Origin of the sequence: Muriicola sp., from assembly GCF_041567615.1 — a bacterium.
Taxonomy (GTDB): Bacteria; Bacteroidota; Bacteroidia; order Flavobacteriales; family Flavobacteriaceae; genus Muriicola.
In genome coordinates, this window is record NZ_JBFGBM010000041.1 from 1 (window position 1) to 15,458 (window position 15,458).

16 protein-coding genes are annotated in these 15,458 nt (G+C 49.8%); 12 read left to right on the forward strand and 4 right to left on the reverse strand.

What is annotated here, in order from left to right; genetic code table 11:
* Window positions 1-1,100 (reverse strand): amino acid permease (locus ABYP73_RS04455; protein ID WP_372973565.1); only part of this gene is annotated, 1,100 nt, incomplete at its 3' end.
* Window positions 1,101-1,159: 59 nt separating this feature from the next.
* Here ABYP73_RS04455 and ABYP73_RS04460 point away from each other — a divergent pair.
* The gene (locus ABYP73_RS04460; protein ID WP_372973566.1) at window positions 1,160-2,260 is read left to right on the forward strand and encodes an SRPBCC family protein; all 1,101 of its coding nucleotides are present in this window, start codon (window positions 1,160-1,162) and stop codon (window positions 2,258-2,260) included.
* Window positions 2,261-2,331: 71 nt separating this feature from the next.
* On the forward strand, window positions 2,332-3,510 hold the full coding sequence (locus ABYP73_RS04465; protein WP_372973567.1) for an acyl-CoA dehydrogenase family protein: 1,179 nt from the start codon (window positions 2,332-2,334) through the stop codon (window positions 3,508-3,510).
* A 12-nt stretch (window positions 3,511-3,522) separates the two neighbouring features.
* Here ABYP73_RS04465 and ABYP73_RS04470 read toward each other — a convergent pair whose 3' ends face one another.
* Window positions 3,523-4,575, reverse strand: a complete 1,053-nt coding sequence (locus tag ABYP73_RS04470; protein WP_372973568.1) for a phosphotransferase enzyme family protein — start codon at window positions 4,573-4,575, stop codon at window positions 3,523-3,525.
* 19 nt (window positions 4,576-4,594) lie between these two features.
* Entirely contained in the window at window positions 4,595-5,479 is an 885-nt protein-coding gene (locus ABYP73_RS04475; RefSeq protein WP_372973569.1) for an NDP-sugar synthase, read from the reverse strand.
* Window positions 5,480-5,584: 105 nt separating this feature from the next.
* Between ABYP73_RS04475 and ABYP73_RS04480 the strand changes: the two genes are divergently transcribed.
* From ABYP73_RS04480 to ABYP73_RS04490, 3 genes are all read left to right on the forward strand, one after another.
* Window positions 5,585-6,943 carry a Gfo/Idh/MocA family protein gene (locus tag ABYP73_RS04480; RefSeq protein WP_372973570.1) on the forward strand — a complete coding sequence of 453 codons (1,359 nt, stop codon included), beginning with the start codon at window positions 5,585-5,587 and terminating at the stop codon, window positions 6,941-6,943.
* Between the two features lie 112 nt (window positions 6,944-7,055).
* The gene (gene hemN, locus ABYP73_RS04485; protein ID WP_372973571.1) at window positions 7,056-8,417 is read left to right on the forward strand and encodes an oxygen-independent coproporphyrinogen III oxidase; all 1,362 of its coding nucleotides are present in this window, start codon (window positions 7,056-7,058) and stop codon (window positions 8,415-8,417) included.
* 17 nt (window positions 8,418-8,434) lie between these two features.
* Window positions 8,435-9,256, forward strand: a complete 822-nt coding sequence (locus ABYP73_RS04490; protein ID WP_372944828.1) for a universal stress protein — start codon at window positions 8,435-8,437, stop codon at window positions 9,254-9,256.
* A gap of 78 nt (window positions 9,257-9,334) precedes the next feature.
* Here the strand turns inward: ABYP73_RS04490 and ABYP73_RS04495 are convergent, their stop codons facing one another.
* Window positions 9,335-9,772, reverse strand: coding sequence for an Rrf2 family transcriptional regulator (locus tag ABYP73_RS04495; protein ID WP_372973572.1), 438 nt, complete (start codon window positions 9,770-9,772; stop codon window positions 9,335-9,337).
* Between the two features lie 135 nt (window positions 9,773-9,907).
* On the opposite strand from ABYP73_RS04495, the gene ABYP73_RS04500 reads away from it, so the two are divergent.
* The 7 genes from ABYP73_RS04500 to nosD form a co-directional block, all read left to right on the forward strand.
* Entirely contained in the window at window positions 9,908-10,411 is a 504-nt protein-coding gene (locus ABYP73_RS04500) for a c-type cytochrome (RefSeq protein WP_372944826.1), read from the forward strand.
* Between the two features lie 11 nt (window positions 10,412-10,422).
* Window positions 10,423-11,004: a fasciclin domain-containing protein gene (locus tag ABYP73_RS04505; RefSeq protein ID WP_372944825.1), complete on the forward strand. Its 582-nt coding sequence runs from the start codon at window positions 10,423-10,425 to the stop codon at window positions 11,002-11,004.
* A 32-nt stretch (window positions 11,005-11,036) separates the two neighbouring features.
* On the forward strand, window positions 11,037-12,989 hold the full coding sequence (nosZ, locus tag ABYP73_RS04510; RefSeq protein WP_372973573.1) for a Sec-dependent nitrous-oxide reductase: 1,953 nt from the start codon (window positions 11,037-11,039) through the stop codon (window positions 12,987-12,989).
* Window positions 12,990-13,080: 91 nt separating this feature from the next.
* Window positions 13,081-13,704 carry a hypothetical protein gene (locus ABYP73_RS04515; protein WP_372973574.1) on the forward strand — a complete coding sequence of 208 codons (624 nt, stop codon included), beginning with the start codon at window positions 13,081-13,083 and terminating at the stop codon, window positions 13,702-13,704.
* A gap of 12 nt (window positions 13,705-13,716) precedes the next feature.
* Complete coding sequence (locus ABYP73_RS04520) at window positions 13,717-14,151, forward strand: nitrous oxide reductase accessory protein NosL (RefSeq protein ID WP_372944822.1); 435 nt, start codon at window positions 13,717-13,719, stop codon at window positions 14,149-14,151.
* Window positions 14,152-14,170: 19 nt separating this feature from the next.
* The gene (locus tag ABYP73_RS04525; protein WP_372944821.1) at window positions 14,171-14,464 is read left to right on the forward strand and encodes a cupin domain-containing protein; all 294 of its coding nucleotides are present in this window, start codon (window positions 14,171-14,173) and stop codon (window positions 14,462-14,464) included.
* Window positions 14,465-14,471: 7 nt separating this feature from the next.
* Window positions 14,472-15,458, forward strand: a 987-nt coding sequence (gene nosD / locus ABYP73_RS04530) for a nitrous oxide reductase family maturation protein NosD (protein ID WP_372973575.1), incomplete at its 3' end; no start/stop codon positions are given.

The following is a 15,458-nucleotide window of genomic DNA, read 5'->3' on the forward strand; positions in this document are numbered from 1 at the left end:
AGATAAGGTACAAGGGTGCATAGGGTAGAGAGGAGGATAATAAATTTGAACTGTTCCACCAATCCTTCTGTGTAATTCATGAGCATGACCAGAGAACTGAGAGCACTGCCAATGACAATTCCCCAGACTGGGACCCCATTAGAATTTTCTTTTTTAAATATCCTAGGGAAAAGCCCATCATGGGAGATGGCCCTGGCCAGCTGACTCTGGATCAGGATCCAACCGTTCAGGGCGCCGAAGGCTGCAATGGCAGCACCTCCGGCCACGATATAACTTCCAGTTTCCCCTGTCATGACTTTCATCGCATCGGCAAAGGGAGCCGGAGAATTCGTCAATTTATCGAGTGGAACGAGACCCATGACCACAACGGTACCGAGGATATACACCGCGGTAGTGATCAATGTTCCGAGAAGGGTAGCCCTGGGGATGGTCTTTACCGGGTCCTTGACATTATCTGCCGGGATCGTGGCACATTCGAGACCGAGGAAGGCATAAAGAGTCATGGTCCCAGTAATGGCAATGGCATTGAAGGAGGATGTGTCACTGGCATTGAACGGAATAAAGTTATCCGCATTAAAAAAGAAAAAACCTCCGAGTATGATTACCAGAATGGGAGAAAGTTTAAGAATGGTGGTCAGTACCTGCATTTTTCCGGAGGACCGAACTCCCCTCGAGTTGACCCAGCTGAGGAACCATATGGCAGAAAGGCCTGTCATCAGGGCCACCACAGGCTCCTGATTCAAAACCGGAAAAAAAATACTCATCGCACTGACAAAGGCGATGGAGAGGGCTGCGACCGCGGTCCAGACGGCGATCCAGTACCCCCAAGCAACCATAAAACCCACATAGTCTCCGAACCCATGTCTTGCAAATGCGTAGGGTCCGCCATTATTGTCACGGACCATTTTACTAAGCCTGCTGAAGACCAGGGCGAGCAGAATGGCCCCTATGGAGGAGGCCAGCCAGCCCAGGATGCTGATCCCCCCGTATTCTGCAAGTGCGGCCGGCATCATAAAGACGCCCGCTCCGATCATATTTCCGATGACCAGAGATGTGGCCATCCAGATCCCCAATTTGCCCTTACTAGGTTTCGAAGACATCAGACGGGCAGTTAATCGAAAAGAATTCCATACTTTTAAAAGTACAAATTAATAGGGTTGTGATCCCAAAATTCTCTATCGATCCGGATATTCGGAAAGCCAGTACCCTGCCTTCCAGTTTTTATCGCCATCCTGAAGTATTCCAAGCCTTGAGGGAAAAGGTATTTTACCGGTCCTGGCAGTGGATAGGCGATACAACCGGCCTTTTAGAAAAGGGCCACGCGGCTCCTTCAACCCTCCTCCCTGGCTTTCTCGATGAACCCTTGTTGCTGTCAAAAGACGGGGAAGGCAAAATACACTGCCTGAGCAATGTCTGCACCCACCGGGGGAACCTGGTCGTGGAGAATGAAGGTAAGTACAGAAAACTGGTTTGCGGGTATCACGGCAGGCGTTTCGGCCTGGACGGCAAATTCGAATTCATGCCGGAATTTGGGGAAACCCTTGATTTTCCCAGACCCTGCGACGACCTTCATTCTTTTCCCGTGCGTCGATGGGGTCCCTTCCTCTTCGCGGGGCTCAGGCCGGCATTCGACTTTCAATCGGTGATCGATCGCATGGAGGAACGCGTGGGATTTATGCCCCTGGACAAATTTAAAAGGGATGTAACAAGGGACAAGGATTATACGATCCACGCCCACTGGGCCCTCTATTGTGACAATTACCTCGAGGGATTCCATATCCCCTTTGTTCACGAGGATCTCGATGCGGTACTCGATTACGGGAACTACGAGACAGTTCTGTACGACCACTGCAACCTGCAGATCGGCTACGCCGAGGGAACGGATGAGGTCTTCGACCTGCCGGAAGGTCATATGGACCGCGGCAAAAAAGTGGCTGCCTATTACTTCTGGGTCTATCCCAATATGATGTTCAATTTTTACCCCTGGGGCTGCTCGGTCAACCTTGTAAACCCCATCGACCTGTCCCGGACCAGGGTGTCCTTCCTGACCTATGTATGCGATCCCTCTAAACTCGACAAGGGTGCGGGGACCGGACTGGACAAGGTGGAGATGGAAGATGAAGCTGTGGTGGAAGGCGTTCACAAGGGGATTCGTTCCCGCTTTTATCAGGCAGGCCGCTTCTCCCCGGCCAGGGAGAAAGGGGTACACCATTTCCATTCCCTCCTGGCGCGTTATCTCAATCGTGAAGAGGAGAATTAATGCATTGTTTTACTCCGATAATCTGTTTTATCCATGATTTACTTTGAGTACCTTTGACAAAATTTTCACCTATGAGGCCCGACCTTTTTGAAGCACCTGATTATTACAACCTGGACGATCTTTTGAGCGAGGAGCACCTGCTGGTTCGGGATGCCGCCCGCCAATGGGTGAAGCGGGATGTATCGCCCATCATCGAGGAGTTTGCACAGAAGGCAGAATTCCCCACCCAGATCCTCAAAGGTCTGGCGGAGATCGGGGCTTTTGGCCCTTATATCCCGGAGGAGTATGGAGGAGCAGGATTAGACCAGATCAGCTATGGACTGATCATGCAGGAGATTGAAAGGGGAGACAGTGGGGTGCGTTCTACAGCTTCCGTTCAATCCTCCCTGGTTATGTATCCCATTTACACTTACGGAACAGAGGAGCAGCGAAAGAAATACCTGCCCAAACTCGCTACGGGTGAACTGATGGGTTGCTTCGGACTTACGGAGCCCGACCACGGTTCCAATCCCGGTGGGATGACCACCAACTTCAAGGACAAAGGCGACCATTTTCTGCTCAACGGGGCAAAACTCTGGATCTCCAATTCTCCCTTTGCCGACATCGCCATCGTTTGGGCCAAGAACGAGGAGGGACGGATTCACGGCCTGATCGTCGAGAGGGGAATGGAAGGATTTTCAACCCCTGAGACCCATAATAAATGGTCTCTGCGAGCTTCGGCCACAGGAGAGTTGATCTTCGACAATGTAAAAGTTCCCAAAGAGAACCTCCTGCCCGGCAAGAACGGGCTGGGAGCCCCGCTCGGGTGCCTGGATTCTGCCCGCTACGGGATTGCCTGGGGGGCGATAGGTGCGGCCATGGACTGTTATGATACCGCCCTGAGGTACGCCAAGGAGAGGATACAGTTCGGCAAGCCTATAGCAGCCACACAGTTGCAGCAAAAGAAACTGGCCGAGATGATCACCGAGATCACCAAGGCCCAGTTGCTCGCCTTCAGGTTGGGGCAATTGAAGAACGAGGGAAGGGCTGCCACGGCCCAGATTTCCATGGCCAAAAGGAACAACGTGGAGATGGCGATCAAGATCGCCAGGGAAGCGCGGCAGGTACTGGGCGGAATGGGCATTACCGGAGAATATTCCATCATGAGGCATATGATGAACCTGGAATCGGTCATTACCTATGAGGGGACCCATGACATCCATCTCCTGATCACTGGGGCAGACATTACCGGTCATCAGGCATTCAAATAGCCTATTCGATTCTCAAAAAACTTCTTTCACGATCGCATCGACCGCCGATCTGTTCTCCAGGGCTTTTCGCGCCACTGCCAAAAGGCTTTTGGAACGGTTGAGGTTTTCCTCCGGGTAGGTAACCTTATAGTAGCGGTCGTACTGCAGATAATCCGTAAGCGCCCTGATCCCGTGCAAAAAAGGCATGAGGATCGCACCATAGGGGATGGAGCGTTTTTCGCCCTCACTGAGTTCCAGCCTGCTTTCCCGAATCCCTCTCAGGAAGGTCTTGATCATGTCCAGATCGAAAGTGATCTTTTCCAAATCCCGCTCATCCTCCGGATGGGGGTTGGCCAGGGTCCGGATCGCATCCCCCAGGTCATAGTGGAGGTAGCCCGGCATGATGGTATCCAGGTCGACCAGGCACAGCCCTTTCCCAGTTTCAGAAGAGAACAAAAAATTATTGAGTTTGGCGTCATTGTGGCAAATTCGGAGGGGAAGGTCCGTGGTCTTATCCTCCTTTAATTCCCCTAACAGAACGTTTGCCAAAGTGATCTCTTTCCGGGCTTTTTGTTTCCTTTCCTCTGAAGCATTCTCCAGGGCCGTTTTAAATTCTTCTTCCCTTTTGCTGAGGTCGTGGAAACCGACTAATATTTCTTTGATCGATTCCGGGGTGATTTTTTCAGTAAGTCCGTGAAATGTTCCCAGGATCCTGCCCGCTTCAAAGGCGATATCCGGGTCGGTCGTAAAATCAAAGGAAAACCCGTTTGAGACAAAGGACATCAGGCGCCAGTACTGCCCATTTTTATCCCGGTAATAAGGATGACGTGCCTTGGTGTAGTAGAAGGATACGGGGTGATAGCCCCTGCCTTTGAGAGCGGGTAAAACAGCCTCCAGATTCTCCATGAGTCCGGGAATGTCATGAAAAACCTTTTGGTTTACGCGCTGAAGGAGAAAAACCGGGATATTTCCGTCAAAGATGGTGTAGGTATCGTTGATATAGCCCGTAGACAGAGGTTTTACCCCGTAGGTTTTTCTTTCGATCACAAAATGATCCAGGGCCATTTCCGGAGTAATACCTCCCATGGAAATAAAGTCTTACCGGTTAGTTCCAGAGTGGCGACCTGTACTGTCCTTCCTCTGTCATCTTTCTGAGATGGGCCATGGCAGTTTCCTTGTCGTTGGCATAGGTGACCCCGAACCACATACTTTCAGAGGGAATGACTTCCACGCGGGTAGCGCCTTCCTGCAACATCGCCTGGATGACAAAGGGCAGGTAGACTTCCCCTTTTTCGAGGTTCTCCCCTTTTGCGATAAAGCTTCTGAGGTCCTGCTCGATCCGGTCGAAAACAGAGGGTCTGCATACCCAGAAGTTCATGCTGACGAGTTCGTCTCCCGTAAATTCTATTCCCGAATCGGCATCTACGATCCCGTTTTCTCCTTCTGCGATCTCCGTCCGCTCCTGTACCGAACTCAGGTATTTCCCTTCCTGTTCACATACTCCTCTGGAGACAGAGCCGTAAGGGGAAAGCGTGTCCTTCAGCGTGTAAGCGACCAGGCCAAAGGAGTTGTTCTCCTTATCCTGCTCAACAAATCCCGCTGCATTTTCGAAGGCCTTCTTCCCGTAGTAATCGTCTGCGTTGATGACGGAAAAAGGTCCGTTGATAACCTTTCTGGCAGACCAAACGGCATGGGCGGTGCCCCAGGGTTTTGCCCTTTCTCCGGAGTAGGAAACTCCTTCCGGAAGATCGTTGAGGTCCTGGGAGACCACATCGAGTTTCACTTTGTCCGGGATCCTGGCCGACAAGTATTCCTGCAGGAAACTGACATTGTCCTTCTGGGTGATCACGACAATATGGTCGAAGCCATTCTCCAGCGCATCGTATATGCTGAACTCCATCAGGAATTCTTCCCTGGGTCCAAGCCCGTCGAACTGTTTGAGGGCTCCGTATCGGCTACCTCTGCCGGCGGCCATCAGTAATAAGGTCATCTGTTTTTCTTTGGGCCCAAAAATAAGTTTTTACACAAGAATACGAAGGGGGACAGGGAGAATTTCCTATTTTCATCGACGAGCAACCCATCAAATCAAAAGGACATGACAAGCAGAAGGGAGTTTATCCGAAATACGGCCATCGCGGGGGCGGGAATGAGTATCCTGCCGCAATATATGGCAGGCATGCAGCAATCAACCCTGAAAGAAGAACTGAGGATCGGTCTCATCGGTGTGGGGCTCAGGGGGACGAACCACCTCAGGAACCTGCTGCAGCGGAAGGACGTCAGGGTGACGGCCATCTGTGATATCGACCCGGATCGGATCACCCTTTGTGAAGCCCTGATCAGGGAAATGGGAAAATCCAGGGCACAGATTTATGGAAAGAACGATCAGGACTACCTCAACCTCCTGGCCTCAGATCAGGTGGATGCCGTAATAATATCCACCCCCTGGCTCTGGCATACCCGAATGACCGTTGATGCTATGAAGGCCGGAAAATACGCCGGGGTTGAGGTTTCTGCGGCTAATACCCTGGAAGAGTGCTGGGACCTGGTCAATACCCATGAGGCCACCGGCACCCACATGATGATCCTGGAAAACGTCAACTACAGGAGGGATGTCATGGCCGTGCTGAATATGGTGAAACAGGGGATCTTTGGCGAACTGGTCCATTTCCGTTGCGGGTATCAGCACGACCTTCGGGAAGTGAAATTCAACAACGGGAAACAACCTTATGGTGGTGGGGTTGAATTTGGTGAAAAGGCCATTTCGGAGGCGCGCTGGCGTACCCTGCATTCCGTAAAGAGAAACGCAGATGTCTATCCCACCCACGGACTGGGACCGGTTGCCGTGATGGCGGATATCAATAGGGGGAACCGCCTGCTGTCCCTCACTTCCCATGCGAGTAAGGCCATTGGGCTGCACAATCATATCGTCAGGCAGGGGGGAGAGGATCACCCCAATGCTAAAGTAAAATTCAAGCAGGGAGACGTGATCACCACGACTGTAGATACGGCCAGGGGTGAGACGATCATCATTACGCACGACTGCAACCTGCCCAGGCCTTATTCCCTTGGATTCAGGGTGCAGGGGGCTAACGGGTTGTGGGAAGTCGATGGGAATCGCATGTATGTTGAAGGCATGTCTGAGCCCCATAAGTGGGATGAGGCGACCGCCTGGCTGGAGAAATACGACCACCCCCTTTGGCAGAAGTACGGGGAATACGCCGCCGGTGCGGGTCATGGGGGCATGGACTTTTTCGTACTCAACGCCTTTGTGGAATCTGCCAAGGCCAATGTGGCCCCTCCGATGGATGCCTATGACGCGGCAGCCTGGAGTGCGGTAACCCCTCTTTCAGAAGCTTCCATCAACAGGAAGGGCGAACCCCAGGATTTTCCGGATTTTACGCGCGGGATGTGGATAAAAAGGGCCCCCTATACCTGGATAAAGGATACGTATTAGCAGTTTTCGCCGGGATTTGTCCTGATCTTATTTCGACGGGCATCGACCTCAGATGATTTTTGTCATGTTTTACCTCCCAGGCTCTGTGTATTTTTGAAAGAAATCGATTTCTATGAACAATCTGATCCAAAAGTACAATGTTCAGGGTCCCCGGTACACCAGTTATCCCACCGTACCTTACTGGGATGTCAATACATTCTCCGGTAAGGCCTGGAAAGAATCCGTGAAAAGGAGCTTTGAGGAGAGCAACGAGAAAGAAGGGATAAGCCTGTATATCCATTTGCCCTATTGTGAGAGCATGTGTACTTTTTGCGGCTGCCACAAACGCATCACCAAAAGGCATGAAGTAGAGATCCCGTATATCAAATCCATCCTAAGGGAATGGCAATTGTACTGCGATCTTTTTCCTTCAAAGCCCAAAATAAAGGAATTGCACCTGGGAGGAGGAACCCCCACCTTCTTTTCACCCGAACACCTCGGCATGCTGATAAAAGGTCTCTTCCGCAAAGCGGAGTTAGATGAAAATTGTGAATTCAGTTTTGAAGGACACCCCAATAACACCACACGGGAACACCTGCAGACCTTATACGACCTGGGTTTCCGAAGGGTAAGTTACGGGGTGCAGGATTACAGCGTAAAGGTACAGAAGGCTATTTCAAGGATTCAACCCTATGAAAACGTGAAAAAGGTCACCGAATGGTCGAGGGAGATCGGCTATACTTCTGTGGGGCACGACCTGATCTTTGGCTTGCCTCACCAGAGGATAGAGGACATTGAGGAGACCATGGCCCGGACCCTGGAATTGCTGCCAGACAGGCTGGCTTTTTACAGCTACGCCCATGTTCCGTGGATGAAAGGGAACGGACAGAGGGGATTCAGGGACGAGGACCTGCCCTCTCCCGAGGCTAAGAGAATGCAGTATGAGTACGGGAAAAAACGACTTACGGAGGCGGGATACTTCGAGATCGGCATGGATCATTTTTCCCTCCAGACAGACGGCCTGTACAAGTCGTTCACCGAGAAGAGAATGCACCGGAATTTTATGGGATATACGGCTTCAAAGACCCAGTTGATGATCGGGCTGGGAGCCTCCAGTATCAGTGACAGCTGGTATGGTTTTGCCCAGAATGTCAAGAGTATTGAGGAATACCAGCACCTTGTTGAGAATGGGATCATCCCTATATACAGGGGGCATATCCTCAACAGGGAAGATTTGGTAATCCGCCGCCACATCCTTAACTTGATGTGCAGGCTGGAGACATCCTGGGAGGAGGATTCCATGAAATTTGACGAACTCGACCTCGTCCTGGACCATCTGGAAGAGATGAAATTAGACGGACTGGTGGATACTAAGAACGCTACACTTCGCGTTACTGAAGCGGGGCGTCCATTTATCCGGAATGTCTGTATGGCTTTTGACCTTTTACTGCATAGAAAAGCTCCGGAAAAAAGAGTATTTTCAATGACGATTTAACCCTTTAATCCCGAACCATGAAAACTATTATCGTTCCTGTCGATTTCTCCGAACAATCAGAATACGCCCTGAAGGTAGCAGCCTCCCTGGCCAAAAAACAACAGTCTGAGATCCTGGTCCTGCACATGCTGGAATTGAACGAGGCCATAATCACCTCCTCAGAAGGTTTCCATCCGGAACAAACTGTTTTCCTGCTGAAGCTCGCAGAGAAAAGGCTGAGCGAATTTTTGGATAAGGATTATTTAAAAGGGATCAAGCTCACCCCTGTGATCAAACACTTTAAAGTATTTGGAGAGGTGAATGAGATCGCGGAGAAGCACAATGCCGACATGATCATCATGGGATCTCACGGATCAGACGGTCTAAAGGAGATCTTTGTGGGATCCAACGCCGAAAAGGTGGTCAGGTATTCCGAGATACCCGTTCTGGTCGTAAAGAGCGAACTTCCGGGTTTCAAGATAGACAACTTTGTATTTGCCTGTAACTTCAAGAGCGAAAGCCTGAGTGCTTTCCAAAAGGCAAGGGACTTTGCCTCCAAGCTCGGGGCCAAACTGCACATGGTCTATATCAATACCCCGGGGGATGATTTTCTCAGTACCAATGATGCCTATGAGAAGATCAACAAATACCTGGAGATGGCAGGTGCCGGACAGGAAGTGACCATTTACAATGACTACAGCGTAGAGAAAGGGGTGCTGAATTTCAGTGACAGCATCAGTGCCGATCTGATCGGAATCCCCACCCATGGAAGAAAGGGATTGTCACATTTCTTTATGGGAAGCATAGGGGAAGACATCACGAACCATTCCAAGGTACCTGTGATCACTTTCAAGATTTAGGATTTTCTTTTTTTTAGATACGGAGATGGATCCCGGATATTAGTTGCGGCCATAGCTAGACCTGTATCCGATGTTACACTATTGCTGCGCGGTTAAAAAGGAACTCCCGTTCTTTAGGTCCCGTGAAAGTTCTCCAATTGTCATTTTCTTCAATGTGTCCAGGAAAGCTCTTCGCGCCGGATACACATGGTCGTGGAGGGGACAGGGCCGTTCTGCATTGCATTCTTCAATACCCAGGACGCAGGTTTCCATCCGATGCGTGCCGTCAATCACTTCTATCAGGCTGTAGACCGGCAGATTCCTGTTCTCATCCGTGAGGTAATACCCTCCCTTAGGACCTTTAGTGGCAGAAATGATCTGGTGTTTTGATAACTGCTGCAGCAATTTAGCCAGGTAGGCCTTGGGAATACCAGTGGATATACTCAGATCCTTGACCATTTTTTTCTGATGCTCATCCGTATTCGCGGCGAGGAAAAGGACGGCTGTGAGGGCGTATTTTGAGGAGTTACTCAGCATATGACTAAGGTAAGGGAATCGATTAAAATTTCGAGGAAAAATATAAAAGGATAGTTTTATCCGAAATATGATATTTATCATACTTTATCCCTTTCTCCACCCCTAATTTAGCCCCGAAATTTAATCCGTAAATCCATGAAATTCATTTTGAGATCCACCGTATTATTATGCTCTATACTGCTGTTCGCTTGTGGTGGCAAGGAAGAAAAAAAAGAAGGGTTTAGCGTTGAGAGAAGCAAATCCACAGAGATCAGTAGTGAAACTCCTGCAGCCACCAATGAGGTACCTGCATCCCAGAGAATTACCCTGGATGAAAAAGGGGTAGGGCCGATCAAAGAGATCACCCTCGATCCTGAGATCAATCAGGCCATGGCTGCCGAGGGCGAAGCTATTTTCAAGTCCAATTGCACGGCTTGTCACAAACTCGACAAGCGTTTTATCGGGCCCTCTCCAAGGGGGATCATGGAAAGGCGAAGTCCTGAGTGGATCATGAACATGATCCTGGATCCCCAGTTAATGGTAGAACAGGACCGCTGTGCCAAAGACCTGCTGGTTGAGTTTAATGGAGCGGCCATGGCCAATCAGAACCTGACCGTGGAACAGACCCGTGCTATCCTCGAATATTTCAGAACCCTTTAAGATATATTCCTATGAAAACTTCTAACACCCTAAAACTGATACTGTTTACCTTCCTGGTTCTGGTAGCCTTTTCCGGTTGCAAGAACGAAGGAAAGACCGCGGGAGACGCTGCCTCCCCGTCTGCGACCACCTCTGAAGCCAAAGAACAGGGACAGGCCTTTATCGAAGATGATGAATCAGTCCCTAACGTCCTTCAGATCGCCATCGGATCGCCGGACCATACGACCCTCGTGGCCGCCGTTCAGGCTGCCGACCTGGAGAATGCCCTCGTCAATGCGGGGCCATTGATGGTATTTGCCCCAACCAACGCAGCTTTTGATGCACTGCCCGAAGGAACGGTTGCCGATCTTCTTAAACCTGAGAACAAGGATGCCCTGGCTAACATTTTAAAATACCACGTCACCCCGGGGAATTACAGCAAGGATTTCCTGATGAAGTTCAAAAAGCTGGGTCAGGCCAATGACCAAAGCGTTCCCATCGAGGTCAAAGATGGAGAAGTATATGTTGGAGGTGCCAAGATCGTAGCGAGCATCAACGCGGGCAATGGGATTGTCCATGTCGTGGACAAGGTGATGTTACCTCCCTCTGAATAAAAGAAAACCATGAATCAATTAAATTAAATACAATGAAAAAAGTCAAATATTCAATGCTTGGATTGCTCGGACTGGCGATGATCTTCATCGGCTGTAACGACGCCGGCAAATCAAACGGGGCCTTGTCCTCCAACGCGGCGGAAAAGGTATACATTGCACCAGGTGAGCGGGATACCTATTACGCCTTCCTGTCTGGAGGCTATAGCGGGAACCTTACGGTCTATGGATTACCCTCCGGAAGGATGTTTAAGGAAATTCCCGTATTCTCACAGTTCCCAACTTCGGGATACGGCTATTCCGAAGAGACCAAACCTATGCTCAATACATCCTTTGGATTCATTCCCTGGGATGACCTGCACCACCCTGACATCTCCCAGACCAACGGGGAACTCGACGGACGCTGGATCTTTGTGAACGGAAACAACACCCCCCGTCTGGCCCGCGTGAGCCTGAGCACCTTTGAAACCGAAGAGATCATCGAAATTCCTAACAGTGCCGGGAACCACAGTTCTTCCTTTATCACTGAGAATACGGAGTATGTGGTAGCCGGAACCCGTTTTTCCGTGCCCGTACCTCAAAGGGATATGCCGATCAATGAATACAAGGGCAACTTCAAGGGAGCACTTTCCTTTGTCAGTGTGGCTCCGGATAATGGTCGACTCAACCTGGAGTTCCAGATCCTCATGCCCGGCTTCAACTATGACCTTTCACGTCCGGGTAGAGCAAAATCCCACGGTTGGTTCTTCTTCTCTACCTATAATACCGAAGAGGCCAATTCCCTCCTGGAAGTCATGGCGTCCCAGAACGACAAGGACTTCATCGCCGCAGTGAACTGGATGAAGATTGAAGAGTACGTTAAGAACGGTGGTGGTACCAAGATGGCTGCCAACTACGCCCATAACGTATATGATGAACATACGCATACAGGGACCTCCACGATGAAGAAAGAGGTCATTACGGTAGATCCTACAGAGGTGCCCGGTGCGATTTACCTGCTTCCCACGCCAAAATCCCCTCACGGATGTGACGTGGATCCCTCAGGGCAGTACATCATCGGAAGCGGTAAATTGTCTGCCGATATCACAGTCCATTCCTTTGATAAGATGATGGCAGCGATCGAAGGCGAAAAATTTGACGGAGAGGCCTATGGCATCCCTATCCTGAAGTTTGAAGAAGTTATGGCCGGTACTGTCAAAAGCGGAGGCTTAGGCCCATTACACACCGAATTTGACGACAGGGGCAATGCCTATACCACCTTCTTTATCTCTTCTGAAGTTGTTAAATGGAATGTGGGTACCTGGGAAGTACTCGACAGAAAACCCACTTATTATTCCGTGGGTCACCTGATGATCCCAGGAGGGAATTCCAGGAAGCCTTTTGCCAAGTATCTGGTGGCTATGAATAAGATCACGAAGGACCGCTACCTGCCCACAGGTCCGGAAATGGAGCACTCCGCCCAGATCTACGATATTTCAGGGGATAAGATGGAGTTGTTGTATGACTTTCCAACCCATGGTGAGCCCCACTATGCTGCGGGATGTCCTGCAGAACTGTTGGAATCCAGGTCAAAGAAGATCTACCGGTTGGATGAGAACAAACACAAATTCTTTACAGAAACTCCGGAGCAGGCCAGGGTAGAGCGCAATGGAAAAGAGGTGCATGTCTATATGTCGACCATCCGAAGCCACTTTACCCCTGATAACATAGAAGGTATCAAGGTGGGAGATAAGGTGTATTTCCATATCACCAACCACGAACAGGATTTTGATGTTCCCCATGGTTTTTCGATCATCGGGCAAAATACCTCTGAGATCCTGGTCATGCCAGGCCAGACCAAGACCACGCTTTGGGAACCCAAGCAGGTAGGTGTATGGCCGTTCTATTGTACGGACTTCTGTTCGGCTCTGCACCAGGAAATGCAGGGATATGTTCGCGTATCTCCGGCTAATTCCAATGTGGAATTGTCCTGGTCACTGGGTGAATAATATGGATTTCCCATGAGTTGAAAAGCGGGTAGAAGCGCAAGCCTGCCCGCTTTTTTGCTGGGTAAAAGAATCTTTCAACTGCAATAACATCATGAAAAAAGCGAGTATACTGATGATCCTGGGTCCTTTGTTCCTGCTCGGACTGTATGTCTTTCCCTTGTGGACGATAATGCTCGGAGCGCCCCAATATCCCGATCCACTGGGGATCCACATCCACATCGACGGGATAAGGGACGTCAATGAGTTCGATATCCAGAATATCGATGGGCTGAACCACTACATAGGGATGAAGACCCTTCCCAAACCTGAGGATATGTGGGAGTTCAGTACATTCCCTGTAGTCATTGGGGTTATGGTATTTCTTGGGTCCATGATCGGCGCACTGGTGTTCTTCGGTAAGCTCAATTACAAATGGTTCCTGGGCTGGTTCCTGTTTATGTCTGTCCTCGGTGTGCTGGGGATGTACGACTTCAATGCCTGGATGGTGGATTACGGAACCAACCTCGATCCCAATGCGATCATGAAACTGGCCAACCCTGACGGTACGCCCATGACCTATAAACCGCCCCTCTTTGGGCATACGAAAATGCTGAATTTCGATGTCACTTCCCTCCCGGCGACAGGAGCCTGGTTTATGTTCACCGGGATGATGCTGACGGTTGTGGCCTTCTTCCTCGGGCGGAAGTACCAAAGATCGAATCGATTGTTCACCTGAATTTAAAAAGAAATGAAAATATTCAGATTCCTTTTCTTCAGTATTCTGATCTTTTTGACCTCCTGTGAGATCAAGCCTGAACCCATACAGTACGGGATGGACGGTTGCCATTTTTGCAGCATGACCATAGTAGACAGGCAGCATGCGGCAGAATTTGTGACTTCCAAGGGCAAGGTATTTAAATTCGATGCAGTGGAGTGCATGATGAATCAGTTAAACAAAGAGGACATTTCTGAAATCGCCCTCTTCCTGGTAAATGATTATGTGACCCCCGGGGAGCTTGTCAGCGCTCAGGAAGCTACCTACCTGATCAGTGAGAACATTCCGAGTCCGATGGGGGCTTACCTCTCTGCATTTGAGAACAAAGAGGATGCTGAAAGAGTTCGTGAAGCTAATACCGGGATTTTACTGGACTGGAAGGGTCTTCAGGAGAAGTACAAGAATTAAGAATCCAAAATCGGGTACAATGCGCACCATTTACAAGGGGTTCAAAGAGCTGGAATATCAGGGTCTCAAAATCGATAAAATGGTGTCCTCGGCATCGTGGGAGATTTTGGGAATAGCCCTCGAGGCCGGAAAGGTCTTCCCCGAGCACATTTCACCTCGTGATGCCCATTTGATCATGCTGGAAGGAAGTATAGACTTCAGCATCGAGGGAAATACCTTCCGGATTCAGGAACAGGAGTATTTTAATTTTCCCAAAAAGACCAAACACATCGTACGGGCGCTGAAAAATTCTAAATTTATAATCGTCAGATAATTTACGGATGAAGGCTATCCTCGCTCTCCTTTTTTTCTCATTTGCCATCCTTTCGTTTGCTCAAAATACCAGACAGATCGAAATCTGTCCGGATTGTCCGGTGAGTACGGTAAAGAGGGGCGTTGAGGTGGCAGAAAAGGGGGATACCCTTTTGATCCGCAAGGGTACCTACAGGGAATTCAATATCGCGGTAGACAAGCCCCTCACCCTGCAGGGCGAACCCGGAACTGTCATAGACGGGGAAGACAGGGGGGAGATCCTCAGGATCGTTTCCGACAGCGTAACCGTTGACGGGCTTACTATCAGAAATGTGGGCACCAGTTATACCTCAGACTGGGCGGCCATTCGCGTGGTTAAAAGCAAGCATTACCGCATTCAAAACGTGACTCTTGAGAACCTCTTCTTCGGCATCTACCTGGAAAGGTCGGACCATGGCGTGGTTATGAATAACAGGATACTGGGAGATGCGAAGGACGAATACAATTCGGGAAACGGGATACAGTTGTGGTATTCAAAAAATGTGGTGGTCGAAGGGAACCGCGTTGAGGGTGTCAGGGATGGGATCTATCTCGAATTTGCCGATGAGGTCAGGATCGCTGATAACGTCAGCACAAAAAACCTCAGATACGGGCTGCATTTCATGTTCTCCAACAATGACAGCTATACAGGTAACACCTTCGAGGATAACGGGGCAGGGGTTGCCGTGATGTTTTCGAGGAATATACGGATGCTTGGGAATACCTTCCGAAAGAATTGGGGAAGCGCATCTTTTGGTTTATTGCTCAAGGAGATCAACGATGCCGAGATCAGCGGGAATACCTTTGAGGAAAATACTGTGGGGATCAATATCGACGGATCCAACAGGGTGGACTATACGGACAATAATTTCATCAAGAATGGCTGGGCTGTAAAGGTCCTGGGCGCCTGTTATACCAATACGTTCAGCAGGAACAATTTTCTTTACAACTCCTTTGATATTTCTTATAATTCCAAG